Annotated in this window: 25 protein-coding genes and 4 pseudogenes; 16 read left to right on the forward strand and 13 right to left on the reverse strand. The window is 42.5% G+C overall.

Features of this window, described 5'->3' with window-relative positions; genetic code table 11:
* The coding region (locus V7L12_RS29980) for an NACHT domain-containing protein (RefSeq protein ID WP_335089968.1) at positions 1–2,726 on the reverse strand (2,726 nt) is incomplete at its 3' end.
* A 336-nt stretch (positions 2,727–3,062) separates the two neighbouring features.
* Between V7L12_RS29980 and V7L12_RS29985 the strand changes: the two genes are divergently transcribed.
* Both V7L12_RS29985 and V7L12_RS29990 read left to right on the forward strand, forming a co-directional pair.
* Complete coding sequence (locus V7L12_RS29985; RefSeq protein ID WP_335089970.1) at positions 3,063–3,353, forward strand: prevent-host-death protein; 291 nt, start codon at positions 3,063–3,065, stop codon at positions 3,351–3,353.
* A 478-nt stretch (positions 3,354–3,831) separates the two neighbouring features.
* The gene (locus tag V7L12_RS29990) at positions 3,832–5,175 is read left to right on the forward strand and encodes a PQQ-dependent sugar dehydrogenase (protein WP_335089972.1); all 1,344 of its coding nucleotides are present in this window, start codon (positions 3,832–3,834) and stop codon (positions 5,173–5,175) included.
* Positions 5,176–5,742: 567 nt separating this feature from the next.
* Here the strand turns inward: V7L12_RS29990 and V7L12_RS29995 are convergent.
* A pseudogene (locus V7L12_RS29995) lies at positions 5,743–5,817 on the reverse strand (zinc-binding dehydrogenase); the annotation flags it as partial.
* Between V7L12_RS29995 and V7L12_RS33410 the strand changes: the two are divergent.
* Entirely contained in the window at positions 5,816–5,959 is a 144-nt protein-coding gene (locus tag V7L12_RS33410; RefSeq protein ID WP_442947931.1) for an element excision factor XisH family protein, read from the forward strand. The pseudogene V7L12_RS29995 and the gene V7L12_RS33410 sit on opposite strands and share 2 nt — an antisense overlap.
* Positions 5,941–6,306, forward strand: coding sequence for a XisI protein (locus V7L12_RS30000; protein ID WP_335089974.1), 366 nt, complete (start codon positions 5,941–5,943; stop codon positions 6,304–6,306). The genes V7L12_RS33410 and V7L12_RS30000 overlap by 19 nt, the downstream gene beginning before the upstream one ends.
* 61 nt (positions 6,307–6,367) lie before the next feature.
* Here V7L12_RS30000 and V7L12_RS30005 read toward each other — a convergent pair whose 3' ends face one another.
* On the reverse strand, positions 6,368–6,946 hold the full coding sequence (locus tag V7L12_RS30005; RefSeq protein ID WP_335090120.1) for a Uma2 family endonuclease: 579 nt from the start codon (positions 6,944–6,946) through the stop codon (positions 6,368–6,370).
* Positions 6,947–8,085: 1,139 nt separating this feature from the next.
* Here V7L12_RS30005 and nifB point away from each other — a divergent pair.
* The 8 genes and pseudogenes from nifB to V7L12_RS30045 all read left to right on the forward strand — a co-directional run bounded on the left by nifB (position 8,086) and on the right by V7L12_RS30045 (position 16,744).
* Positions 8,086–9,531 (forward strand): nitrogenase cofactor biosynthesis protein NifB, encoded by a 1,446-nt coding sequence (gene nifB, locus V7L12_RS30010; protein WP_335090122.1) that lies wholly within the window; start codon positions 8,086–8,088, stop codon positions 9,529–9,531.
* A gap of 148 nt (positions 9,532–9,679) precedes the next feature.
* Positions 9,680–10,078, forward strand: coding sequence for a 4Fe-4S dicluster domain-containing protein (locus V7L12_RS30015; protein ID WP_335089976.1), 399 nt, complete (start codon positions 9,680–9,682; stop codon positions 10,076–10,078).
* A 17-nt stretch (positions 10,079–10,095) separates the two neighbouring features.
* Positions 10,096–11,304, forward strand: coding sequence for a cysteine desulfurase NifS (gene nifS / locus V7L12_RS30020; RefSeq protein WP_335089978.1), 1,209 nt, complete (start codon positions 10,096–10,098; stop codon positions 11,302–11,304).
* Positions 11,305–11,452: 148 nt separating this feature from the next.
* Positions 11,453–12,352, forward strand: a complete 900-nt coding sequence (gene nifU / locus V7L12_RS30025) for a Fe-S cluster assembly protein NifU (RefSeq protein WP_335089979.1) — start codon at positions 11,453–11,455, stop codon at positions 12,350–12,352.
* Positions 12,353–12,575: 223 nt separating this feature from the next.
* Positions 12,576–12,932, forward strand: coding sequence for a globin domain-containing protein (locus V7L12_RS30030; RefSeq protein WP_335089981.1), 357 nt, complete (start codon positions 12,576–12,578; stop codon positions 12,930–12,932).
* Between the two features lie 342 nt (positions 12,933–13,274).
* The gene (nifH, locus tag V7L12_RS30035; protein WP_335089983.1) at positions 13,275–14,168 is read left to right on the forward strand and encodes a nitrogenase iron protein; all 894 of its coding nucleotides are present in this window, start codon (positions 13,275–13,277) and stop codon (positions 14,166–14,168) included.
* Positions 14,169–14,324: 156 nt separating this feature from the next.
* Positions 14,325–15,239 (forward strand): annotated as a pseudogene (locus V7L12_RS30040) (nitrogenase component 1); the annotation flags it as partial.
* A 98-nt stretch (positions 15,240–15,337) separates the two neighbouring features.
* The gene (locus V7L12_RS30045; protein WP_335089985.1) at positions 15,338–16,744 is read left to right on the forward strand and encodes a site-specific integrase; all 1,407 of its coding nucleotides are present in this window, start codon (positions 15,338–15,340) and stop codon (positions 16,742–16,744) included.
* A 400-nt stretch (positions 16,745–17,144) separates the two neighbouring features.
* On the opposite strand, the gene V7L12_RS30050 is transcribed toward V7L12_RS30045, so the two are convergent.
* Together V7L12_RS30050 and V7L12_RS30055 are read right to left on the reverse strand one after the other, a co-directional pair.
* Entirely contained in the window at positions 17,145–17,339 is a 195-nt protein-coding gene (locus V7L12_RS30050) for a hypothetical protein (RefSeq protein ID WP_335089987.1), read from the reverse strand.
* A 74-nt stretch (positions 17,340–17,413) separates the two neighbouring features.
* On the reverse strand, positions 17,414–18,112 hold the full coding sequence (locus V7L12_RS30055) for a GIY-YIG nuclease family protein (protein ID WP_335089989.1): 699 nt from the start codon (positions 18,110–18,112) through the stop codon (positions 17,414–17,416).
* A gap of 309 nt (positions 18,113–18,421) precedes the next feature.
* On the opposite strand from V7L12_RS30055, the gene V7L12_RS30060 reads away from it, so the two are divergent.
* On the forward strand, positions 18,422–18,700 hold the full coding sequence (locus V7L12_RS30060; RefSeq protein WP_335089991.1) for a hypothetical protein: 279 nt from the start codon (positions 18,422–18,424) through the stop codon (positions 18,698–18,700).
* Between the two features lie 662 nt (positions 18,701–19,362).
* A complete protein-coding gene (locus V7L12_RS30065) occupies positions 19,363–20,139 on the forward strand; it encodes a KilA-N domain-containing protein (protein ID WP_335089993.1) in 777 nt (258 codons plus the stop codon).
* Between the two features lie 568 nt (positions 20,140–20,707).
* Here the strand turns inward: V7L12_RS30065 and V7L12_RS30070 are convergent.
* Entirely contained in the window at positions 20,708–20,848 is a 141-nt protein-coding gene (locus tag V7L12_RS30070) for a hypothetical protein (protein WP_335089995.1), read from the reverse strand.
* 325 nt (positions 20,849–21,173) lie between these two features.
* On the reverse strand, positions 21,174–21,395 hold the full coding sequence (locus V7L12_RS30075; protein WP_335089997.1) for a hypothetical protein: 222 nt from the start codon (positions 21,393–21,395) through the stop codon (positions 21,174–21,176).
* A gap of 372 nt (positions 21,396–21,767) precedes the next feature.
* On the opposite strand from V7L12_RS30075, the pseudogene V7L12_RS30080 reads away from it, so the two are divergent.
* Positions 21,768–22,348: pseudogene (locus V7L12_RS30080) on the forward strand (nitrogenase component 1); the annotation flags it as partial.
* A gap of 368 nt (positions 22,349–22,716) precedes the next feature.
* On the opposite strand, the gene V7L12_RS30085 reads toward V7L12_RS30080, so the two are convergent.
* The 3 genes from V7L12_RS30085 to V7L12_RS30095 all read right to left on the reverse strand — a co-directional run bounded on the left by V7L12_RS30085 (position 22,717) and on the right by V7L12_RS30095 (position 24,580).
* Positions 22,717–23,373 (reverse strand): hypothetical protein, encoded by a 657-nt coding sequence (locus V7L12_RS30085; protein WP_335089999.1) that lies wholly within the window; start codon positions 23,371–23,373, stop codon positions 22,717–22,719.
* A gap of 8 nt (positions 23,374–23,381) precedes the next feature.
* Entirely contained in the window at positions 23,382–23,900 is a 519-nt protein-coding gene (locus V7L12_RS30090; protein WP_335090000.1) for a GTPase domain-containing protein, read from the reverse strand.
* A 428-nt stretch (positions 23,901–24,328) separates the two neighbouring features.
* A complete protein-coding gene (locus tag V7L12_RS30095; RefSeq protein WP_335090002.1) occupies positions 24,329–24,580 on the reverse strand; it encodes a hypothetical protein in 252 nt (83 codons plus the stop codon).
* A 104-nt stretch (positions 24,581–24,684) separates the two neighbouring features.
* Between V7L12_RS30095 and V7L12_RS30100 the strand changes: the two are divergent.
* Positions 24,685–24,789: pseudogene (locus V7L12_RS30100) on the forward strand (restriction endonuclease); the annotation flags it as partial.
* 315 nt (positions 24,790–25,104) lie between these two features.
* On the opposite strand, the gene V7L12_RS30105 reads toward V7L12_RS30100, so the two are convergent.
* From V7L12_RS30105 to V7L12_RS30115, 3 genes are all read right to left on the reverse strand, one after another.
* Positions 25,105–25,518 carry a type II toxin-antitoxin system VapC family toxin gene (locus V7L12_RS30105; RefSeq protein ID WP_335090003.1) on the reverse strand — a complete coding sequence of 138 codons (414 nt, stop codon included), beginning with the start codon at positions 25,516–25,518 and terminating at the stop codon, positions 25,105–25,107.
* Positions 25,515–25,763 carry a hypothetical protein gene (locus V7L12_RS30110; RefSeq protein ID WP_335090005.1) on the reverse strand — a complete coding sequence of 83 codons (249 nt, stop codon included), beginning with the start codon at positions 25,761–25,763 and terminating at the stop codon, positions 25,515–25,517. Before V7L12_RS30110 ends, V7L12_RS30105 begins: the two co-directional genes overlap by 4 nt.
* Before the next feature lie 155 nt (positions 25,764–25,918).
* Positions 25,919–26,185, reverse strand: a complete 267-nt coding sequence (locus V7L12_RS30115) for a hypothetical protein (protein WP_335090007.1) — start codon at positions 26,183–26,185, stop codon at positions 25,919–25,921.
* Between the last annotated feature and the right edge of the window lies 1 nt (position 26,186).

Below are 26,186 nucleotides of genomic sequence, written 5' to 3' on the forward strand. Positions count from 1 at the left end.
TTCCAACCTCGCGCTAACTCTTGCACTGCCATAGTTTGTATGCTCTTATCCTCACCAGACTGAGCAAGGGATTTGAGCATTGGCAAAGTATCTGGATCATCTTTCCAACCTCGCGCTAACTCTTGCACTGCCATAGTTTGTATGCTCGTATCCTCACTAAATTGAGTAAGGGATTTGAGCATTGGCAAAGTATCTGGGTCATCTTTCCAACCTCGCGCTAATTCTTGTATTGCTGCATAGGCAGATGTGTTCTCTCTATATGTGTTCTCTCCATAATGAATAGCTTGAGCAAGAGATTTGAGTATTGGTAAAGTATCTGGGTCATCTTTCCAACCTCGTACTAACTCCCGCACTGCCATAGCTGCCATATATCCATAACCATACATAGCTAAATTTTTTAGCCAAGGTAATGTCTCTACGTGGTTACTCCATGTAGTTGTAATGATTGAAATCACCTTAGTACTAATTATATCGATTAAGTTAGCTGCTTCTTCTGGGAAGGTATAACCCATATCTTCTCCGCTATACGGAGCATAAACCTCAACTAATTTTTTTAGACGTTCAACTAATTTATTATCAGTTGATGTAATCGCCAAGCGGTTTCTTACATCTGACATACACTCAGATGCGAGAATAAGTATGTCAATAACTTCTACTTCACACCATTCATTTATTTGTTCATCATATACTTCAATTAAATCATCAATAATATCACCTGCAAACTTTGGCTCAAGCATTCCTGTTATCAAGCGTAGAACTTCACGCCAACTTTCATCTCGCCAGTGTTTGCCAAAAACTTCATTCTTAAGTTCCTCAATAGTCAGCGTTTGCGTTTCTTTAAACTGCCAGACAAACTCGCAAGCACAAAAATATTCTAAAAATGTCCGATGTACAAAAGCATAATAATCCGCACCCAGGAAACATAACATAAAGTTGCGAGTCCGCAGTTGATTAATCATCACCCGCGCAGCTTCTCTGGGTTTATCAACTTCTATGGTTTTGAGATAGTCAGTCAAAACTTTGACTAAATCATTTTCATTAATCAAATTACCTGCTAAACCCTTCTCACCAGTTTGCATAAGATAAGCAACCTGACGCAGCATCGCTTGCTTATCTTTATAATCAATCGTCTTGGGATCTAACCTTTTATCTTCTATCAAAGCGCGTTCTACATCCCATTGATGCAGCAGTACCCGCGATGCTTGATTATAAAGCTCGGCTCTATCTCTTGGTAGCTCTTGATTCCGATTAAGAATTGCCATCATCGTCAACAGCAGAGGATTTCCCGCCAATTCTGCAATAGATTTGGAAGCTGCAATTCCTCTTTGTAGCCGTTCCCGTTTTCTCACCTTATCTACTGCATCGGTAAAAGTTAACTCATGCCAACGGTAGATAAAATCCTGAATTTGTTCCGAGTCTAAATCTTCCAATTTGAAGTGGTGAAACCCAGCATCGTGCAATTTTTGGCGTTTATAGCCAATAATCCGAGAAGTGACAATTACCTGCACATCAGGATAGTCATTAGTAAAGCGATGAATATCAGTAATTACATCCTCTCGCTTACCAGGGTCAAATACCTCATCCAAACCATCAAACATCACTAAAGCATTACCAGCTTTTAATTGTTTATCTAGTTCAAGCTGATTGAGATGATGAATTGCACCACTACCTTGATGAAAAAATTCTAGAAAATTATTGCACTCTTTATCTTCCCGTCGCCGCATATAAGTGCGTAATTCAATTAGCAACGGAATTGGTAATGAGATAACATTATCCAGTGGAGACTCTGCCCAATTCAAAGCAAGAAATTGCAACAATGTAGACTTACCTGAACCAGGATCGCCCAAAATCACAAGATATTTATAATCTTGCTTTTTATTGACGACATCTAAGACTGAACGGATCGGCTGTTCAAAATAAACCCGTTTGTGGCGTTCTAAATCTTCTAATTCCACTTCCGCTTCTACTTGGTCACTTTCTCGCAGCCGTCTAAGATGTTCTTTAGGCAGTTCGTGAACTTGTGCTAAAACTTGATGAGTTTCTCGGACGTTTTGAGCAGTAAAAATCCGCCATAATTTCAGTTCGTTATAAGCATAGCCACTAGTATCTAAGCTATCTAACTTGAGATTGCCATAGCGTTCGCGGATTCCTTCTTGATAGCGTTTCAAATCAAAGGTGGGAATAAGCTCACCAGACCCTCTTGTGTTCTTTTCGATTTGTTCCAGATTTTGGGAATCTAGAATAGCTCTGAGTTCAGGAATTCCTCGAATAATCTCTTTAACTTTTTGCAGATATTTCTTAGCAACCCGTTTCCAGTTAAAATCATCTGGTAATGGATTTGAGACATTAATTTTATCCCAATTTTCTTGTAATCTATTAGTGTCTATAGCTGGATTGTCATCTTTAAAGGCATTTCCCAAAATTTGTTTAACTTCTTGATTTTTGACAAATTGCTTTATCGGCTGCGTATACTTTTTGATTTCATCTTCAGAAAGTTCCCCACCTTTTAAATCTTCCTGCACCAGTTGTAAAAATTCTTTTAACGCTTTACCAGCAGCAATTTCTATATCTTCCTTCTTAAGTTTCTCTAAAATATTCTTCGGGATGCCTTTTAATAAATCTTTAGCCCAATCTTTAGCAGCATCCTTGGCTAAGTCTTCCAGAATGGGTTTAAAAATCAACCCGGCGGCCTGAGTTACACCCCACATAGCTAACCAGTCCAGCATAATACTCGCTTCTGTTGAGATTTTGATTACGAGTATATCCACTAGCTTGAGTAATGTTTCACAATTTCAGGGTTATTGCAAAAATATTCACAGGAATCTGAAGAACCTCTCTCTAAATCTCTCTCCTAAAAGGAGAGAGACTTTGAATTTTCCCCCTTCCCGCGTCGGGAAGGAGGTTAGGGGGTTAGGTTTGGCGTTAGTTTTTTAAATCGATTGCTAAGTGCGATGTCTACGACGGGCTGCGCCTACGCATAAAGCTATTCTCTGGTGACACCGGAATAGAGTATTGGTATAAGTTACGTTAGGTTATAATTAGCAGTCAAACTTTTAAAACCAATGAACTGGAAACTTGACGAAGCACAACAAAAATTGCCAGAGGTAATTGATGCTATTGCATCAAAACCTCAATTAATCTTCAAGCAGGACAAATTAGTTGCTGCGATCGTAGAACCTAAACTTTTCCAAGATTTCCTTGCTTGGCATCAACAACAAAAAGTCTCTTCCCTCGCAGATGCTTTTGTCGAACTTCGTCAACTCTGTGCTGAAGAAAATTACATTTTAGAAACTCCTCCACGATGTGGCGATCGCCATATCCCATTTGCTGAGGAGCGGTATTGCCATACTTAATCCATTTACTTAAGTTTTGAGATGCGATCGCAATTTCCTCCACAGCACGCTCACTCTCGCTACAACCATGAGCCGCCGCTAGTTCTACCAAGGGATATGTGCAATCAATCACCACAGAAATTTTACCAACTTCAATCAATTATTTAAGAAAAACCAAGTCTTCAGCGTTGGGTTTTTCAAACACAAACTTGGCTTTTTGACTGGGAAGGAACGCTGTTAAGACGTTCTGCATAATGGTTTCGACGCTAGGTAGCTTGAGGACTCTTTTAGTTGGAAAGAGCGATCGCTTTGTCTTTCTTGGTAACTCTCGGTTCACCCATTTTTTGATGAGTTAGAAAAAATAGCAGTAGATAAAGATATTTTAAGTGTTGAAAAAAAATAATATCCTTGAGTTAGTTTTGTTCTGACTCTCGGTCAAATCGGCTAGCCGAGAATTATGTGTAACATAGATCACTACCAAGCTAGAGGGAAGTTCAAAATGGTTGCATTTACTCTAAAACCAACACAGATACTTGGACGCATACTATCCGCATCGCTAATTAGTTTGATGTCCTTAGAGGTTCTTACCACCGCAGCGATCAGCCAACCGCCCCCTGCGTCTGTTGAAACCAAGCTGAAAGTGCCTAGTACAATGACCTCTTGGCCCTTTAATACTAACCGTTACTTGAAAGTGCCGCCCAATTTCTCCGTCTCTGTTTATGCTCGCATTAACAAAGCTCGCTTTATGGCAGTTGCTCCCAATGGGGATCTTCTAGTATCACAGCCCAGTTCCGGTAAAGTGTTACTTGTCCGGCCAAATGGCAGCAAAGACCCAATTATTTCTGACTTCGTGACGGGTCTACGCAAACCACATGACATTGTGTTTCATAAGATTGACAACACCACATACATTTATATCTCTGAAACTCATCAAATTAACCGCTTCATCTACAACACTGGAGACTTAATCGCGAAAAATCGTCAAATCGTTGTAACTGGCTTACCAGACAAAAGCACACAAGAACTCAAAGGCGCTTATGGTCACGAACTGAAAAATATCGCACTTGATGCCAACCACAAACTGTACGTGTCGATCGCCTCTACATGCAATGCCTGTAAGGAGGATACTGTCAGTACTCCAAAACGTGGTGCAATTTACCAATACAACGCTAATGGAACCAATCAGCGACTTTTTGCCCAAGGTTTACGTAATGCTGAAGGGTTAGCATTCTTACCTGGCACAAATGACCTTTGGGTAGTCGTTAATAATCGAGATAACATCGCCTATCCCTTCAAAGATAGCAGTAACAATTACGGTAAGGTTATCCCCTCCTACGTAGACAACCATCCACCAGAAGAGTTCACGAAAGTCCGAGATGGCGGTAACTACGGTTGGCCATTCTGCAATCCCAATCCTGACACGTCAAACGGCCTCAACAATATGCCATTTAACTGGGACTATCAGTTCAATGGTGATGGAAAGGTTAATTGTAATGCAATGGACAGGATTAGCAAAGGTATCCAAGCCCATTCGGCTCCCTTGGGACTAACATTCTTACAAAATACCAACTTTCCTAGCCTATACTCAAATGGGGTAGTGACAGGGCTGCATGGTTCATGGAATCGGCAGAAGAAAACGGGCTACAAAATAGCTTACTTTCCCTGGAACAGTACAACAAAGACCCCAGAGCAGGAGATAGATTTAGTCACCGGTTGGGTAGTTTCAGCAACGCAAGAAACCTGGGGGCGACCTGTGGATATGGTAGTAGACCGACAAGGTAATTTGTTAATTTCGGATGACTACAGCGGCACTATCTATAAGCTTTCCTACACGCCGTCATAACTGGTTAAGGTCTACAAAGACCCTAACTTTGGCGGAATTTCCCAGTCTTTTCTTACGACTCCAGGAGTATACAAAGCCAACCGAGGTGACTTAAATATTGTTGGTAATGACAACTTAACGTGAAACCCTCTTGGTGAGAACGTTTTGCCCTCACCCCCAGCCCCTCTCCCATCCGTGAGAGGGGAGCTAGAGATTCAATTCCTCTTCTCCCAAGGGAGAAGGGGTTAGGGGATGAGGGCGTGAGGTTGATGTGTAAAACACCTACCCAATATAGCTTTCAGCTGAAGTTGACACGTATGAGCATTGCTGTGCCCCTATCGCGTCGTCTATTTATCTGAAAATAGCTGTAAAAGTGTTCTATTGAACGCTTACGCCGAAGTCCAAAATTTAAAAAGGTCTGATATCAAGTCCGGTTAATCACTTATGATTAGCGCATCTGTGCAAAAGTCGGAAATGCCTCTTTCCCCCTGACCCCTGCGGTCTAAATGATAAGTCTTTAGCCGGACATGATATGAGAGGTTGTTTGGAAAGTCAACTAGAAACTGCGATGTCTACGACGGGCTGCGCCTACGCAATTTTTCCCACTGCACGCTCAGTTTCGCTATAACCATGAGCCGCCGCTAGTTCTTGTAAGGGATATGTGCATCTTGCAGTACCTAACAGTGTTTTTGATGATTTATTTGAAGAACCCATCGGCAAACTGTTACTGAGAAATCATCGTTTAAAGCTGATTACCTTTGATCCAAAACAGGAGGTCATTAAACAATGGATTATACCAAGTTAGACGACTATCGCCAGGTAATTGAAACTATCCTCAGTGAATATGCATCGCTACCCTATTCCTATGCCAAGATTCAATCAGAAGTGGTGTTTGATCGAACCCGCGTTGGCGCAGCCTCTCTGAAAGAGACTCGCTATTTGTGGATGGATCTAGGTTGGGATAGCGATCGCCGCATTCATGGCTGTCTGGTTCATATTGACCTAATTGATGGCAAAATCTGGATTCAACGGGATGGCACGGAAGAATGCATTGCCGTCGATTTAGAACGGGCTGGAATTCCTAAAGAACACATTGTTCTGGGGTTTCGTCCACCGGAGTTAAGACCATACACTGGCTATGCAGTTGCTTAAGGTGCGTAGGCGCAGCCCGTCGTAGACATCGCTCTTTAAAAGTTAACACGCAACATTCTCTTTATTCTTCAGTGGTAAATACAACACCTTCATACAGCAATTCAATCGAACACTCAAATTCAATGCTCGATAGAGTGACGATATCTCCAGGGGTGTAGGGATAGTAAAGCCACATCCTACCCTCACCCCGACAGTAACGCTCGACGGAGATTTTTTCCGAGTCAATCAAGATATATTCTTGCAAACTGGGGATTGTCAGATAATAAGTGAATTTTTCACCCCGATCTTTAGCGCTTGTACCTGGCGAAAAAACTTCGACAATCAGCTTGGGATGTTGAATAAATTTGCGGGCATTCAGGTCTTCAGGGTTGCAACTGACAATAACATCAGGATAATAGTAGCGGCTCTGGGCAGTGAGTTGCATTTTCACGTCTGACACATTCACTCGACAACCTCTAGAACGCAAATGAGGGTACAAAGCTCTGTAGAGATTTAGTGCAATGTCGTTATGGGGAATTGTACCGCTTGTCAAGGCAAATACCTCGCCATTGGCATATTCGTAGCGAACGTCTTGCTGAAGTTCCCATTCGAAATATTCCTCAACGGTCATGTTTAGCGGCTGTTGGGGGATGGCGATCATAACTAAGATTTCTTCACGCTTGGTTTGATTGTAGCTAAATAGTATCAGTAACAAAGAGCAATATCTGAAAAATCTCTCCTAAAAGAAGAAAGATTTTAAACTTTCCCCTTTCCTAGCACAGGAAGGTGGTTGAGGTTTTTGCTAAGGTTTGTAATGAGCAATTCAGAAAATTCATTGCGATCGCTCAATCATGTTAGATTATAGTTTGTTGTTTCTCTTAAACACAAAATCTGAGAGTTTCCTACCCATCTCCTCATTGTGGGACTGAAAAAAAAAGGAGTTAAAAGTTAAGTTTTTTGAAAATGATATGCAGCAACACACCTGTTTTCATTACCTCATATCGCTTATCAGACAAGACTTACAACCACAATTGAATATGATTGTCAAAGCAAAAATTAAAAAAATATGAATTGCATTTTTACCCTCAAAAAAATGATATGTTAGATACAGAATTGAATTTCGCACGTTTCTGGAGTAGAACGATATAGACTACTCCAGTTTTTCACCCTCAAACCCTTGGCATTGATTGCTTCTGACGGAACTTGAGGGCAATCTGAGTACACATTTAAATAACTCAAACCCAGTTGAAAGTTAGTTTAATTCCTTGCTGGGATTGGGTTTTAGCTGAGTACAAAGAAATCCTGAACCCCCATCTATAAATACTAGAACCCCAACCAAAAAAGACTAGAACCCCTACCTGAAAAAAACTTTTTTAATTCTTGTAATGCTTGAAGAATTAGGGTTTTTAGTATTTGAGTACAAATGTAATAAATCCAATAAATTCTATCCTAGACAGACGCAACATCTGGCTGGAAGATGGCTGCTATAAATCTTATATCGCCAATCACCTAACGCTCTGAAACAAAACAAAGCGAAAAGTGAGTGGAGGGATGACATAGCACCATGCCTGAAGTGAATAGAAGTCGCGGCTGTAAGCACAAATTCTACCCAAGAACCGAACGTTGACACACACCAGCCGAACATCAGATATCTATCGCCTGCTTTACTTGAAAACAAGTTGCCCCAACCCAAGGGTTTGCAGGCAGTGTGAAAGACGCGACTTCAATTCTGGGCATGAAAAAGTAGCAACAGCATCTCCCACAGTGGCAGCCAAGTCCACCGACCTTTTGCAAAACTCAATGACATCATCGTCTAAACGACTCCTCAACTCTACCGCCACGGAATCGCCAACCCAAGCAAAATCAGGTGGTTGCGGCTGCGACAGCCCCAGCAGCGCCACCGTGGAAAGGGATGAAATGCTCCAAGAACGCATTGCTAAACATCCCTGCTACAGCGAAGACGCTCATCACCACTACGCGCGGATGCACGTTGCAGTTGCTCCAGCCTGCAACATTCAATGCAACTATTGCAATCGGAAATATGATTGTGCTAACGAAAGCCGTCCTGGAGTAGTTAGCGAATTGCTAACACCAGAACAAGCAGCACACAAAGCTTTGGTCATTGGCGGCAAGATACCCCAAATGACAGTTGTGGGAATTGCTGGCCCTGGCGACCCATTGGCGAACCCAGATAAGACTTTCCGCACATTTGAGTTGATTGCAGAGCAAGCACCAGATATCAAGCTGTGCTTATCAACCAATGGTTTAATGCTGCCTGACTACGTTGATCGTATTAAACAATTAAATATAGATCACGTTACGATCACCATTAACATGGTAGATCCAGAGATTGGTGCTAAGATTTATCCTTGGGTTCACTATAACCGCAAGCGTTATAAAGGCATTGAAGGCGCAAGAATTCTCCACGAAAGACAGATGGAAGGATTGCAAGCCTTAAAAGATGCTGACATCTTGTGCAAAGTTAACTCTGTAATGATTCCCGGAATTAATGACCAGCACTTAGTTGAAGTGAATCGAGTCATTCGTGAGAAAGGTGCATTCTTGCACAACATCATGCCATTGATTTCTGCACCAGAACATGGCACACACTTCGGTTTAATCGGTCAACGCGGCCCCACACCCAAAGAACTCAAAGAAGTTCAAGACAACTGCTCTGGTAACATGAAAATGATGCGTCACTGTCGCCAGTGCCGTGCCGATGCAGTCGGATTATTGGGAGAAGACCGCAGCCAAGAATTTTCCAAAGAGAAATTCTTGGAAATGACTCCAGAATACGACATGGACAAACGCCAAGAAGTTCACGACGGTATTGAGAAGTTTAAAGAAGAACTGAAAGTAGCCAAAGATAAGGCATTAGCTGGCAAGAAATTTGCCAACAGTCCGAAAGTCCTCGTTGCAGTAGCAACCAAAGGCGGCGGATTGGTTAACCAGCACTTCGGTCATGCCAAAGAATTCCAAATTTACGAAGTGGGTGGGGACGAAGTTCGCTTTGTGAGTCATCGCAAAATTGACCAATACTGCCAAAGTGGATACGGCGAGGAAGCTTCTTTTGAGCATATTATGAAAGCGATCGCAGATTGCAAAGCAGTTTTAGTCTCCAAGATTGGTAACAGTCCTCAAGAAAAATTGCAAGAAGCTGGAATACAGAGTGTTGAAGCTTACGACGTGATTGAGAAGGTTGCTTTGGAGTTTTACGAGCAATACGTTAAGGAATTAGGGAATTAGGGAATAGGGCATGGGGCATGGGGAATAAGAAGAATTATCCCCAATGCCGCCAGTCGCCTCCCAGCTACGGCACTGTCACCGCGATGCTCAATGCTCAATGCCCAATGCCCAATGCCCAATGCCCCTTACCTAAAAAGGAGAATAAATCATGGCTTACAAAATTCTTACTAGCCAGTGTATTTCCTGCAATCTCTGTCTATCTGTATGTCCCACAAATGCAGTTAAAGTGGTTGACGGACAGCACTGGATTGACCCTGAACTTTGTACAAATTGTATTGGTAGCATTCATACCATGCCTCAGTGTAAAGCTGGTTGTCCCACCTGCGACGGTTGCGTTAAGCAGCCTAGCGATTATTGGGAAGGCTGGTTTACCAATTACAATCGCGTAGTTGCTAAATTAACAAATAAACAAGATTACTGGGAGCGTTGGTTTAACAGCTATTCCCAGACTTACTCCAAACAGTTGCAAAAGCGTCAATCCCAATCAGTGGGATCTGAAGCTGAAATAATTCGTAATGACGCTCCTACGTCGCTAACGCTACGCTAACGTAATTGAAGACAACAATGCAAAATAACTGCATCTATCTCGATAATAATGCCACCACTAAGGTAGACTCAGAAGTTATAGAGGTAATGCTACCTTACCTGACAGATTATTACGGCAATCCCTCCAGTATGCATACCTTTGGTGGGCAAGTCGGTAAAGCAGTGAGAACAGCAAGAGAACAACTTGCAGCCATCCTGGGAGCCGATGAGTCAGAAATTGTCTACACAAGTTGTGGAACTGAGGGAGATAACGCGGCGATTCGAGCCGCACTGTTAACGCAACCAGAAAAGCGGCACATCATCACCACCCAAGTTGAACATCCAGCAGTACTCAATGTCTGCAAACAATTAGAAACCCAAGGTTACAGTGTTACCTATCTATCAGTAAACAAACAAGGGCAGCTGGATCTAGATGAACTAGAAGCTTCCTTGACAGGTAACACCGCCTTGGTGACAATTATGTATGCTAATAATGAAACCGGCACGGTTTTCCCGATTGAGCAAATTGGGTTGCGCGTAAAAGAATATGGCGCTATCTTCCATGTAGATGCGGTGCAAGCAGTGGGAAAAATCCCCTTAAATATGAAAACTAGCACCGTAGATATGTTAACCCTGTCTGGTCACAAGTTGCACGGCCCTAAAGGAATTGGTGCTTTATATATCCGGCGCGGAGTTCGGTTCCGTCCCTTCATTCTTGGGGGACACCAAGAACGCGGACGGAGAGCGGGAACAGAGAATGTTCCAGCAATTATCGCCTTGGGCAAAGCTGCGGAACTAGAACTGTTACACTTAGAAGAAGCGGCCACAAGAGAAACAAGGCTGCGCGATCGCCTCGAACAAACTTTACTTGCGACAATTCCCGATTGTGTAGTTAACGGGGACGTTACGCAGAGATTGCCCAACACAACAAATATCGGCTTCAAGTACATCGAAGGTGAAGCAATCTTACTGTTATTAAACAAATACGGTATCTGTGCATCATCCGGTTCTGCTTGTACCTCCGGTTCGCTGGAACCTTCCCACGTCCTGCGGGCAATGGGCTTACCCTATACAACTTTGCACGGTTCTATACGCTTCAGTCTTTGTCGCTACACCACAGAAGCCGAAATCGATCAAGTGATAGAGGTAATGCCTAGTATTGTAGAACGTTTACGCGCCCTCTCACCCTTCAAAAATGATAATGCAGGTTGGCTGCAAGGACAAGAACAAGCACTGGCGCATCGTTAATTAAGGAGTAGGGGATAGGGAATAGCGAATAGGGAATAAAGAATTAACTATTCTCCACTCCCCACTCAGCATGGGCTAAACCCCCGCTACCGCTAACAGCACGGGCTAAACGCCCCGCTACCGCTAACACCACTCAGAACTTAATAATATGTGGGACTACACTGATAAAGTATTAGAACTGTTTTACGATCCCAAAAATCAGGGAGAAATTGAAGAAACGAGCGAAGCTGGAGTTAAGGTTGCAACGGGAGAAATCGGTAGCATTGCTTGCGGCGATGCTCTGAGATTGCACCTGAAAGTAGAAGTAGAATCTGATAAGATTCTAGATGCTCGCTTTCAGACCTTTGGTTGTACTAGTGCGATCGCATCTTCTAGTGCATTAACCGAAATGATCAAAGGTTTAACCTTAGATGAAGCCCTGAAAGTGTCCAACAGAGACATTGCAGATTACCTGGGTGGTTTACCAGAAGCAAAGATGCACTGCTCTGTCATGGGACAAGAAGCGCTAGAAGCCGCTATCTATAATTATCGTGGCATTCCTCTAGCTACCCACGATGATGATGATGAAGGCGCGTTAGTTTGCAGTTGCTTTGGGATTAGCGAGTCCAAAATTCGCCGCGTCGTTCTAGAAAATAATCTCACTGGTGCTGAAGAGGTAACAAATTATGTGAAAGCTGGTGGTGGATGCGGTTCCTGTTTGGCGAACATTGATGATATAATTAAATCAGTTCAACAGGAATACGCCTCATCTGCTATCAACGATTACGGCGTAAAAGTTGCCACAGAAATTGTTACGTCTAAAGAGCGATCGCTAACTAACGTGCAAAAGATTGCTCTAATTCAAAAAGTTCTCGATGAAGAAATCAGACCCGTACTCATTGCAGACGGCGGAGATGTAGAACTCTATGATGTCGAAGGCGATCGCGTTAAAGTTGTCCTGCAAGGTGCTTGCGGTTCCTGTTCTAGTAGTACAGCAACCCTAAAAATTGCGATCGAAGCCAGATTACAAGATCGTGTCAGCAAGAGCCTTGTAGTCGAAGCAGTTTAGGAATTGCTGTAGGACTTAACGTACTCTACAAATACGCTCTAATATGCATTCAGCCAGGAATAGAAAGTAGGATTTGAACCATATAATTGTCTCCACATCAATGCTTCAATCCTACTGACAACCGATAGCTAAATTAGCTATTACGGCTAACAGCATATAGGCTTCATAGATTAAGCGCCTACTTGCGAATTTCATCATCCAACTCGCTTCAAAGGAACAGGAAATGAGCACATTGTACGACAAACTTGGCGGACAACCAGCTATTGAACAAATAGTAGATGAACTCCACAAACGCATTGCGACAGATAGCCTCCTCAATCCCATTTTTGCTGGTACAGATATGGTCAAGCAACGTAATCATCTAGTTGCTTTCTTATCTGAGATTTTTGAGGGGCCAAAGCAATACGCCGGTCGTCCAATGGACAAAACCCACGCTGGAATGAATTTACAGCAACAACACTTCGATGAGATCGCCAAGCTTTTGAGTGAATCAATGGCTGTGCGTGGAGAGTCGCCAGAAGATACCCAAGCTGCACTAGAGCGCGTCTCAAATTTCAAGGGCGCTATTTTGAACAAGTAATAGGACTGATGCATTGATTGTTGACAAATAACAAAGTCAAGTCCTATTTGGTCTTTCCAGCTAAAGCACATTATGACGTATTTGTAAATGGCGTAAGCTCTTAGTCATTAGTCATTTGACTAATGACTAAGGACAAAAGACAAAAAGAAAAGAAATTTAACCAAGAAATATATGTACTTGCTTTCGATCATTTTAGCTGTGGAGCGATCGCCCCCAGCAGGCATTTATGCCAACGCTACCAACGATGCTCTACACGCGCTCACTACTGTCGCTCAACTGGCGTGAACGCAACTGACAAACGCGCATACCCACCAACCAACCAATTGCAGGAAAACACGAACAATGACAGACGAAAAGATTAGACAGATAGCTTTCTACGGTAAGGGCGGTATCGGTAAATCTACCACTTCCCAAAACACCTTGGCAGCTATGGCAGAAATGGGTCAACGCATCCTCATCGTCGGTTGCGACCCTAAAGCTGACTCCACCCGTTTGATGCTACACAGCAAAGCTCAAACAACCGTTCTTCACCTCGCCGCAGAACGTGGTGCAGTAGAAGATATCGAAATCGAAGAAGTGATGTTGAAGGGTTTCCGTGACGTTCTTTGCGTAGAATCTGGTGGTCCAGAACCCGGTGTAGGTTGTGCAGGTCGTGGTATCATCACCGCTATCAACTTCTTGGAAGAAAACGGTGCTTACCAAAACCTAGACTTCGTATCTTACGACGTATTGGGTGACGTTGTGTGTGGTGGTTTCGCAATGCCTATCCGCGAAGGTAAGGCACAAGAAATCTACATCGTTACATCAGGTGAAATGATGGCGATGTACGCTGCTAACAACATCGCTCGTGGTGTTCTTAAGTATGCTCACACTGGTGGCGTGCGTTTGGGTGGTTTGATTTGTAACAGCCGTAATACTGACCGGGAAATCGATCTGATCGAAACCTTGGCAAAACGGTTGAACACCCAAATGATTCACTACGTACCCCGTGACAACATCGTTCAACACGCAGAATTGCGCCGGATGACTGTTAACGAGTACGCACCAGAAAGCAACCAAGCTAACGAATATCGAACATTAGCTACAAAGATCATCGACAACAAGAATCTATCTATTCCTACACCCATCGAAATGGAAGAACTAGAAGAATTGTTGATTGAATTCGGTATTCTCGAAAGCGAGGAAAATGCTGCAATGTTGGTTGGCAAGACTGCTACTGAAGTTCCTGTAGTATAATTTGCTGCTAATAAATAATGCTCTAGCACAAGGAAAAAGGAAGAGTTCCATATCTTACCTTTTACCTTTGACCCTCTCCTCTACATCTCCCCCCTAACCTTAGAGGGGACTCCTAGTCCCCCTATGCCTGATCCTTACGAGTCACAAAGGTTAAGTATGACACCTCCAGAAAATCAAAACATCATCGAAGAAAGAAAAGAACTAATTAAAGAAGTTCTAAACGCTTACCCCGATAAAGCTAAGAAAAAGCGGGAAAAGCACTTAAACGTATACGAAGAAGGTAAGTCCGACTGCGGCGTTAAATCTAACATCAAATCCCTCCCTGGTGTAATGACCGCTCGTGGTTGTGCTTACGCCGGTTCTAAAGGTGTGGTTTGGGGCCCTATTAAGGACATGATCCACATCAGCCACGGGCCTGTAGGTTGCGGTTACTGGTCTTGGTCTGGTCGTCGTAACTACTACATCGGCACCACAGGTATTGATACCTTTGGTACGATGCACTTCACCTCCGACTTCCAAGAACGAGATATCGTTTTCGGTGGTGACAAAAAACTTACCAAGCTCATCCAAGAACTTGATGTACTTTTCCCCCTCAACCGTGGTGTTTCCATTCAATCTGAATGTCCCATCGGTCTAATTGGGGATGACATCGAAGCTGTTGCTCGGAAGACATCCAAAGAAATTGGCAAGCCAGTTGTACCTGTGCGTTGCGAAGGCTTCCGGGGTGTTTCTCAATCTTTGGGACACCACATTGCTAACGACATGGTTCGTGACTGGGTATTCACCAGATCCGACCAAGCTAAGAAAGACGGTACACTTCAGTTTGAAGGTACTCCTTATGATGTAGCCATCATTGGTGACTACAACATCGGTGGTGATGCTTGGGCTAGCCGCATCCTGTTAGAAGAACTCGGTTTGCGCGTAGTCGCTCAGTGGTCAGGTGATGGCACCATCAACGAAATGTTGATGACCCCCAATGTAAAGATGAACCTCATCCACTGCTATCGGTCGATGAACTACATCAGCCGTCACATGGAAGAAGCTTACGGTATACCCTGTACGAAGTATGATTTAATGTGTTGTGATACCAGGATTTAGTCCACGTCTAACTTTGCTTAGTTTAAACATTGTTCTAAATGGACTAAATTTTAAGACACATTTAAGACACAATGAAAAGCAAGGCACAGGACGTTTTTGAAGATTTCACTCCGCCAGCATCTACCGATGGCAGCTATCTAGGAACACAGAAACAAATGAAAGCTACTCGGCAGCATCTGGAACGCAAATTTGAGAAAGGCTTGGCAGACACTAGGTCCCGTCTAAAAGCCGCTAAGGTGAAAGTGGGTTTGGTCGTGGCACGGGAAACTATTCAATTGCAAGCATCGCTACCAATCAAACCGGGCGATCGCGACACTAAAGGAACTGGTTTTAAGCAGTACAAGATTTCGCTAAACATCCCTGCAAGCCTGGACGGGTTGAGAACAGCAGAAGAAGAGGCAAACGAGTTAGGCAAGCTGCTTGCCCGTAAACAGTTTGAATGGACTGAGAAATATCTGGGTAAAGTCGCTAAGGTCGGCAACAGATCCCAAACGCTTGGTGATGTTTTAGAAGAGTTTGAAACTGAATATTTCAAAACACGCAAATTAACAGAAAAAAGTAAACACACCTTTTTCTACTACAAGGAGTATTTACGGCGATTGATTGGGCTAGATACTTTATTGACTCAACCGGAGATTGATAAAAGATTTGCAGAATTGACGGGTGATTCCGCCAAATACAGTGCTGTTAAATCATTGAAGGTTTTAAAAGCAACTCTTAATTTAACTAGTTTCACTCTCGAACATTTTAAAGCTACACAACCCAAGAGTCAGGCTAGGGACATTCCCAGTGATGAAGATATCATCAAATATCAGGAATCTTTTCATAAGTACTCTTTGACTAGAAGCCTAACAATTAAAAAGAATTGCTTAGACAGTTGGAAGATGTGGGAATGGGTATATGGAATGCTTGCTACCTATGGACTACGCCCAAGAGAACTGTTTGTAAACCCTGGAATTGATTGGTGGTTGAGTTCTGAAAATAAAGATAATACATGGAAGGTTCACCCAGATACTAAGACTGGTTATAGAGAAGCCTTACCGCTACATCCTGAATGGGTTTATCTGTTTGATTTAAAAAACGTAGAGTATTTGGAACTGTTAAAAGCTCAAACTGATGGCAGAACTAGTTTTACAGATATCAACACTATTCGGGTTAATTGTTCATCCTGGTTTAGGCGCGTAAATATTCCGTTTACGCCTTATGATTTACGCCACACTTGGGCGATTCGAGCGCACATGATGGGCATTCCAATTAAAGCTGCTGCTGACAATTTGGGGCATTCTGTAGAGATTCACACTGAGATTTATCAGAAGTGGTTCAGCTTGGAGAACCGGAGGAAGGTAATTAAGCAGGCAGTGGATAAAAAAGATGATATGGATATGTTGAAGCAGGAGAATGCACGGCTAAGGGCTGAGGTGGAATATCTCAGGCAAGCTCTGGCACGGCATCAAATCAGTGAGGTTTTGTCTACTTAACTCACTGCAAAGTGTGGTTTATTAGCAGAGGTGTATCTCTATCTATTTAGCTTTTAAAACTGTTAAAACAGTGCTGCTACATTTTTGGGCAATATATTAGATAAAAAGGCTATTTTTTGGGAATTTATGTTAAAAAATAGCCAGTCAAAAAATTGTCTACAGTTGCTAAAAACGTTATCCAGAGCGGATTTTACCCGCCTACAGTTTCGTCTACACCTGTAGAGAGTGTAGACGTACTCAACCTGCACTGTAACCGCACTTGTCACCGTTGATCGTGGCATTGTAACCGCTCTTGTCACCGTCGATCGTGGCACACAAAGCGTACTTGTCACCTTCTGTTGTTGCAGTGTAGGCGAACTGTAGATGGGTTGAAACCGAGTTGAAACCGTGCATAAGTTGACTATAAACCGTGCTTTAGTTCCTTGATAAAAGCGTCAATCGCCTTTCCTGCCGTTGATTGCTTGCCCACTTTAAGCTTATTCAAAGCGCGATCGCGGGCTGCTTCATAGTCCGGCTGCGCGAAATTACCTGTTGTCTGTAACCGTTGCCTAAGTTGCTGGCTTTCCCTCTCCAGGCTTTTAACTTGGGACTGCAACTGGTCGATGGTTTCACTGTTCGCTACAGTTGACTCAATATTGCTTGGCTGCCCGGTAGCGCTATTCTCCTCTACTACCGGGCTTTCGATTTTCCCCGCAGTTCCTCCAGTTGCGATCGCACTTCACCCAAGCTTACCGCTAGACTGTTTTCTATACGCTTGTCTATCAGTGCTTCAATACTGTCTTCTATGCGTTTGTCTATGAGATTAATTAAATTTGAATCATCGCCTACGAGGGTAGACACATCGCTAGGTATTCTCCTTTCTGCTAAACACTTATCGATAAATTCGTTGAGAACAGCTGAAGCATTAGTTCCTTGGTTGGTAGCTAGAGATTTAAAGGCTTTCCATTTTTCTGGCTCAATGCGAAAAGTTGCAAGCTTAACACCAATTACTGCTTCCCCGTTAAATTCAGGCTCTAGCAGTTCTATCAAGCTGTCTTCCACGTAAGTCAGTCCATCCACTGCAACGGGAAACCAACCTATGCGCGTATCTGTTCCAGCTTCAACGAATTGGACAATTCTATGATGTTGGAAAAATCGATTTCTCAAATTGGTTGTCTTACCAATGTACAACAGGTTGTTAGACGACCAAACAAGATAAACAGCAGAAATCTCTGGCAGGTTATTTTTTTCCGTCATTAGCAGAGATGGCAGGCTAGAGCGCAACATCCCCACAACAACAGATGTTCTATCCTGTCCAGTTGCCTCAACATGGGAAGTGATGAGTGCTGCCAAGTCATCTGGACAGCGAAAGGTTAACGATACAGACATAATTTATTTGTCTTACCAGTGCATTGCATTAGTCTAACACTAAATGCAAGACGATACGTAAGTTAATCCTTGACTTTTGTCTAACAGATGTATTACTGTATATCCATAACGCTTAAATAAAGCGCAAGACACTAGGTCGTAGCGAGTAAATCGTAGCGTCGTTTCGCTCCCCTAGTACCCACAGCAGATGAATAAATGAAGTCAGCGCTTGAATGCGCCCCGGCAAGAGAGTCATTCACCTCTCCCCCACCGGCACGACTTCCCCAATCGTTCAGTTTGAAGACCCACGATTAAGAGGCAATACAAATTATGCAACAAGCGCAGACCGACAGCAATGGTACTGTACCTGTTTTTACTGCGGATGAAGGTAATGATTCTCTGGCTGCGATGATGACACGCGCCCTGGATGAATGGAACGTTATTCAGTATTACCAGCAGCTTTTAGAACTTGAACACATCGAGTCCGCAGACTCTATTGCGCTGCTTACCGATTGCTACCTAAAGCTTTCAGAACCGCACCGGGACGAGTTGGAACTAACTTTAAGAGCTATGCACAAGTTGATTAGCACTATCTCAAAAGGTACTTAAAGCTGGGAGATAGAGCCGATGTAATTAATTAAACATAGCATTTGTAGGGGTGATCGTCGTCGGTGACGATCACCCCACGATCACCCCCCCCGATCACCCCTAAAGTTATTATCTGGCAAGGCTTCTGGCGATTGGTGATCGTCAACCTAGGAAAAATGCCCATTATTTTCTCTGACTCATTCAATTTTTTTTTTGGTGATTTTTCTGTACTTAGACGATCACCTTCGGTTGTATCGCTTGCTGTGTCTAGATTGATGGGGTGATCGTAGGGGTGATCGTAGGGGTGATCGGGGGGTGATCGGGGGGTGATCGGGGGTGATCGTGGTGTTAGAGCATACTTAGAGTAAAAAGAGGTTCTAAGCCAGCAGTGACAATATATTGAGTCGTTTTAGGAGGTGATTTACCGAGGAATTTGACAACGTGTATCCACGGTGTCAAATCTCCAGGGTGTCAAATCCTGAAGTTGACAACGTGTATCCACGGTGTCAAATCTCCAGGGTGTCAAATCCTGAAGTTGACATACTAAAATTAGTCAGTCAAATTTTCATAGCTTTGAATGGCTGCTTATTTGCGCCGTGCAGCATTAGTGTCCGTAGACAAAAAAAAACAACCCCTGTCTAAGCTGGAGTTGTTTAACATTTTCAAAACAATGAGAAATTTATATGTCAAATTCAAACATAGAGCAGTTTGGTAATTTGGTGCAAGATGCACAACGAGATGACGGCTATATCAATGCTACTAAGTGGTTTAAGCATTTTGGGCATGACTTGAGTAACTGGAAGCGATTGCCAGAAACAAAAGCTAGATCAGAGGATTTGAAAATTACAGAGTCAAATGCTGAACCCTGGATTGTTGAGCCCATAGGTAAAACTTGGGTAACTTGGGTTCACCCAATCATGGTAGTTCACCTAGCCAGCTACCTCGATCCAGGCTTCGCCAACTATGTAGCCAAGATTTTTATCAGGTATGCCAAGGCTGACCCAACTCTTGCTGCTGATATTGCCTCACGCCAAAACACAGTAGAAGGGCTGGATATTATCGACGAGGCAGTTCAGAAGCAATACAGCCTCATTTTTGGGCGCGATTGGCTCTGTGAAACACAAAGAATCAGGCTTGATCACTTCAGAGAAACTGAGTGGGGAGAGGGGCTGTTTGAGTCCAGTTTAGTGTCTCTTTTAAACAAAAAGTTTGGATTGCCTTGCGAAAAACTTGTTTTGAGTATTCCACTTGGTGAACATACCTTCAATTTAATGGAGGACTTTTTGGAAGAGAAGTACCCTGGCATTTATCAAAGCCAGTACTCACATTCATCAATAGAAGATGAAATTGCTCTATTTAGCTATTTCATCCTAGAAATTAATGATTGGGTAAAAGAGAAAGGCGGCACTGATTGCAGCCTTTTGCTGCAACCGCAGCGCGGCTACAATTGTCCCGATTGAGGGAACGCTACAAGGAGCGACACAGCCGCAACGCGAACACCTGCGGCTGTGTCGCCATCAGTCGGTATCATGTTGATTTGCTTCAGTTCAAAAATGTGAACTGTGGTTCAGAATCGCCGTCAGCCCCTATCATCTCAGTTTGGTTAAGTTCAAAGTTATGAACCACCGTTCTGAACCGTTGCTAAAATTGCTAGGCTCCTTGTTAGTTGGTTGGTTCAGTGGTTCAAAGGGTCGGTTCAACGGTTCAAGCCGCGATGGTGCTAAACCTTAGTTATTGGAAATCGAAGTAGGAGATATTAGATATCTGCGCTGGAAAAACAAGCCTTGGAAATGTTATACATTTCCCTATGCCCTGGAAGCATCCAAGAACATCACGACAATTGCCGAACCCTATAGGGTTTCTCATGTATCGGGAACTGCTCTCAAATCTCATACGCTAATATTCTCCACCCCCCTATAGGGTTCGGTAAAATCTCACGCGAAATCATTCGGTTTTAATCAACGACAACCTAATTAAGGGTTAAGGACCAATCGGGAGAGTTAGCGATCGCGCAGTAGTCACGCAATTTTAGTTGAGTGAAACTCTGTCAAGGGTTAAGGCTCGATAGGGAGAGTGAGTAGTTAGTGGCTCGTAATCATTCTGTCGATGAGTATACTGTCCGGCACGAACTGCGTAGCCACTCAACAGGGAGAGTGAATAGTTAATCACTTGTAATCAACTTAAAAAATCATCTACGAACAACGGCGATATAAACCTAATAGGTTTCCAGAAAATCAATGGTGTGAAACGGTGAATATTTCCATGTATTAAACCAGTGACAAGTTAACTTGCCGAAGAAGAATTAACGTGGTTTAGCGTGGGAGAGCTTCACGAGATTTCAAACCACGCTAAAACTTCTGGGAGATATAATATATGTCCGAAAACTAAACCACGCTAATAATGCATCCTTCAGCATGATTTATTTTGGCGGAAACCTTAAGGCTTCCGCGTTTTTTGAAGTAGTTTGAATGAAGTTCCCAAATAGTCGGTTTTTTCATGCTGCTAAAAGTCGAGAGTGCAGCAACTGATTACCGCGTTGCATCCGAACGCAGACTGTACAGCAGTTCTTGCCACCATCAAATTTTTGCAACGGTAGAGCGTTAGTTGTGCAATTTTGGCGACCGCACAGAGTCAACCAAGTTTCCTGATCAGCTTTTTCACCGTCCATTAGATGCAGCACTCCATTTTCGCTAATCCGCCTTCCCAGTACTTCCATGCCAAATACACTCGCGTTTTAGCCTAGTGTATAAAGTTTGACAAAGAACCTGCAAGTTGTTGCAAAAATTTGCTGGACTACTTTAAGTTATCCGCCAGCGAATTTTGACGAAAATTTACCGGACAGCACTATGTTATCCGCCAGCAAATTTTGACTTATGCACCACTGTTGCATCTCCAGTCGAGGGTTAAGGTTCGATTCCTAATTCTGTTGGTATACAGCTAAAACTTCACACCCTTAAGCCACAATTTGCAAATCAAATTACCATTTCACTAGAGTTTTGGATGTTTAAATCGCAAGCTTTAAGACAAAAACAAGCTACAGGAAACGCAGACTTGTAGAACCATTGATATATAAGAGTTGTAGACTTCAAGCTATCGTATACCCTGGTTGGAATACAACTTCTTCGGCCCCACCAAGATTGCTGAATCTTTACGGGAAATTGCTTCTAAGTTTGACGAGACAATCCAAGCAAACGCTGAGAAGGTTATCGCCAAGTATCAGCCCACAATGGATACGATTCTTCAGAAATACCGCCCCCGCTTGGATGGTAAGACCGTTGCCATCATGGTTGGTGGTCTACGTCCTCGTCACGTTGTCCCAGCTTTCCAAGACTTGGGCATGAAGATGATTGGTACAGGTTATGAGTTCGCTCATAATGATGACTACAAACGTACTGCTGGCTATATCGAAAACGGCACCATCGTTTATGACGACGTTACCGCTTACGAATTCGAGGAATTTATCAAAGCCCTCAAGCCTGACCTAGTAGCTTCTGGTGTGAAAGAGAAGTACGTCTTCCAAAAGATGGGTCTTCCTTTCCGTCAAATGCACTCTTGGGATTACTCCGAACCTAGCGATGCCTTCGGCGGGCTACGCGCCAACGCTCTTACAATTGATATATTGCAAGGTTTTTTAGCGGCGGGAGAAAAAAGAGCCTATTTCTAGCCTAAGCGCGAGTTTTAGGGTTATCTAGGAATAATCTGTTTTGATGCTTTAAACAATATAACTCTTATGCAGTCTCATTTTTAGATTTTGCTTGCATTTTGCTTAAAGAATAACTGTAAAATGAAAGACTATTTTTAATGACGATTTTTTAGATTAAATGGTGCGATCTGGTGATGGAGGATGCTTAAGTGTAGTCCGTCACAGACATCGGCAAAACCGGGAATAATTCATCTAGGGTATTTCAAACCTCAAGTTGCTATTGGCAAAGTCGGCTGAGAAGTTTTCGGCAATAAATCAACAGGTTTAGTCATACATGGATAGATTGTACGACTAATACCTTTTTGATTTTGGGCAAATCCTAGATGTGATTTAACTATAAATTACCAGTCTCTAATTTTTTCTTGATTTCATTGAGATAGGCTTTTCCATCACTAATATTAGGATAGCCCGACTTAATCCATTGAATTAAAGCCTCACCAAGCACAAGTACTCTTTTTTGAGATTCATTCCATTCCTGATAAGTACCATATATAGTGGCTGCCAAAGATACGCCGAATGTAAACGGAGCTAACGCAATACCTACGACAGCCCAAAGTGCTTCAACTTTTGCTGCACTCCATATACCTTCCCAAAACACGTTGCTAATGGATTCAGCACTTTGCATCTTTTCCGGTGGGACTCCCATAATCTCACAAATTGTGAAATTCATACTATGTAATCTTGTTGGGAAAACAGTAACAGAAGAGAAAGGAATAAGTGCTGATGTTGCGTTGCCTTCTGCATATTCAGTCACTATTCTTCTGGCTACTTGCTCTCGTACTTGAAAAACATTACTTTCAATGTTCGTTAATGCTTGGTTAGCTGGATCAATTACTTTAACCAACGTGCTACTATAATCAGCGTGATTATATAACCAGTCCATCAGGTCTTTTGGAGGCGGTTGTCTCTTGTAAGATTCAGAATCAGAATCAAATAGAGATGCAGAGCCAAAAACAATATCAGTTTCAATATTATTTACAAAGGATCTCATCTTTGACTTTATTTCTCATACTTATTAAAAAATATAACAGTAGGAAGTCCAGGCATCAGTTTGGTTGCCCATCGAAACAAGTCAAGTTCTGGTTCATAGGGCTGGTCATCTATTACAAGTATCTTTACATGCGCTCGACGAATATTTTCTTTGGCTTCTTCATCATCAGCCAAATTGTGCATAATACCTGGCGTATCATGGATTTCCCACTTATCAAGTTTTATTGAACCATTAGCTTTTATTCCTGTACCTTGGATAACATCGGTTTTGTAAACATCAGCCTTTAAGAGAGAATTTGCCAAAGAGGATTTACCCACGTTTACTTTACCCATGACTACTATCCTGATATGTTGCTCTTGGAGTGCTTCAAGAATTGCGTCAAGAGTATCAAAATCATCGAGAATCTGCGAGGACTCGCCCTCACTTATATCTAAATTTGCTAATTCAGTGCGAAGAGGCTTTAGTTTTGCGTGAAGATCCTCTCGTATCAATTTCAAAGATTCCAAACGATTTGTTTGCGATATCATAATTTTTCTCATTTCTTAAAGGTATGAACATCGATAGATAGGGGTTTGATTGTGCCCTTACCATAAACTGATCGATCGGCATAAAGACTTATCCTGAAAAATTCCGTTTAATTATTCGATTTAGGATAATTAAACAGAATTTTTCTATCCAATTTTGCGTTCAAATACTATAATAAATGTTCCGTTTAATTACTTAAATTGGGACGGTTATCCAAAACTTTCACATCTAATATCCCTATATATAATGCAAAATTTTCTCGCGGCGGAAGAAAAAAGAGCCTATTTTAGTTACTTCATAACAGCAGAAGTCAGCGACGGCAGATCAGCTTCAATACCTAGTAAAAGTCTGAATCGGCTATCTGCCGCACTGAAGTGTTACTCTGCTGTTACACTAGCCTCTCAATTAAATTGCTTTGTATAAAATAACTTTATCCATCTGAGTTAAACATTAAAGTAATTGAAAAAACTCCAACAGCAATAATAAGTGTGACTTGAGTAGCTTTTACGATGATGAACCATGTACTTGCTAGGACAAGTACACAAAGTAGAAATAGAATTACGAACAAATGCCAGCCCTTTGCAAGAATACTGGATTCAGTAGCAATTTGATTTGCTGATTCAGATATCCAGTTCCAAACTCCTTTCACAGGATCTGCTGCAACATTACCCAATGCCTCCATAATTTGCTTCCTTAACAAAAATATTCAAGCTAATCCTAGCCTCCCTAAACTATTGAATCTAACCGAAAGACTACCGATTATATACTTGTCAATTCCGAATTGATTACGTCAGTACCGAAAGAACCGCAGATTTCCAGATGACTTGTGGAATTCGTAATATTCTAGCAAAAGAAGGTAATAAAGATGATTTAATTGCTTTTATGTGCGATTTTTATGTGCGATCGCCCCAATTCGACAACATTTAAAGATTATCTGTGAGATGGACAAGAAGTAGACCGTTGTAGCGATGTCTGCGACGGGCTACGCCTACGCCCTCACTCGACAATAAACTAGGCGATCGCATTAAACTGTTACTACCTCAATTAACAATCCGGGTATTTTGCCCAAATCCCGATGATTGCGCGTTAATAAAAGTAATTTACGAGATAGTGCGACGCCGAATAGCCCGTCGTAGACATCGCAGTAAAAGAAGTAAACTGTTGTTACGATCGCGACTTAAATAACGTTTTTCTTACTTAGGGCACTCAACCAGACAACAAGATCGCAAAGCCTTCTTGGGTGAAGTCTTTATCGTGTGTCAGTACCTCTATGATCTCCAGTTGGCGCATGGTGTGCATAGAAATGCAATCTGTCAAGCTATATCCTTTATCAAAGCGTTGAGAATACAGAGCTAGACCACCTAAAAAGGATTCGCGTGTTTGGGGAATAACTTGAACCCGATCATTTTGTAGAATGCTTTGTGCTAGTTGAAATATTCCGCTTCGGGTGTATCTACCAGCAGTTGAGAAATAATTCACAAACTCAGTCAGCACTTCATCGGTTGTAATTAGTCTTGTTTGCATCAGCGATTTGTGTATGTCTTGAGTGCGGACATGCCATGCATCTCGTGGATTAGCAAGCGCTATCCAGTAAAACGTGTCTACAAAAACAGGATTCATGCTGATGTTTGAGGAGTTCCGTAAAGATACTGGTCATGCTGCTCTGCGCTATCTGTGTGCAAGTTAACCAGTTCTTCAGGAGGAATACTCTGAGCAAATTGTTCGAACTCGTTGAAGAGATTTAGCAGAGAGTTATCTGCTTGAACAGGAGAAGCAATTACTTGAGTGCTATCTGCTTCTTGAATACTATCTTGATTAGAACCTTGGAAGCTAGGTTGCGCCTTTACAGACTGCAAAATGTACAAAATTGCTTCTATCAGTTCCTCTGGTGCTTACTCAATTTCTCGAAGAAGTTGCTCTTTCGCTGTCATTTCTGATACCCTCAAGCAAATACTTGAAATTGTACTATTAAGTTTAACTCCCATCACTCTCACTTAAATAATATTTTAAGCGATCGCCTTTAGGTATTGTGTGTGAGATCCATAAGAAGTAGACATCGCAGTAACACTACGCTTCGTTGCAGCACGATGTAAAGCTGTTCTAGACTTAGAAAGATACCATACAGTGCTTTTTCACTAATCAGAGCTAATTGGGTTCGCTTTCCTAAAGTTTCATTTAAGCACGAAGGAATAGAAAGAGGTACAAGCTTGGGAAAGAGATCGGCTTCTTGGGTGGTAATTCCCAAAACAGCCGAAACTTTTTCTAGAGTAAAGTCGCTGTACTCCATA

Source organism: Nostoc sp., from assembly GCF_036918245.1.
Lineage (GTDB): Bacteria > Cyanobacteriota > Cyanobacteriia > Cyanobacteriales > Nostocaceae > Nostoc.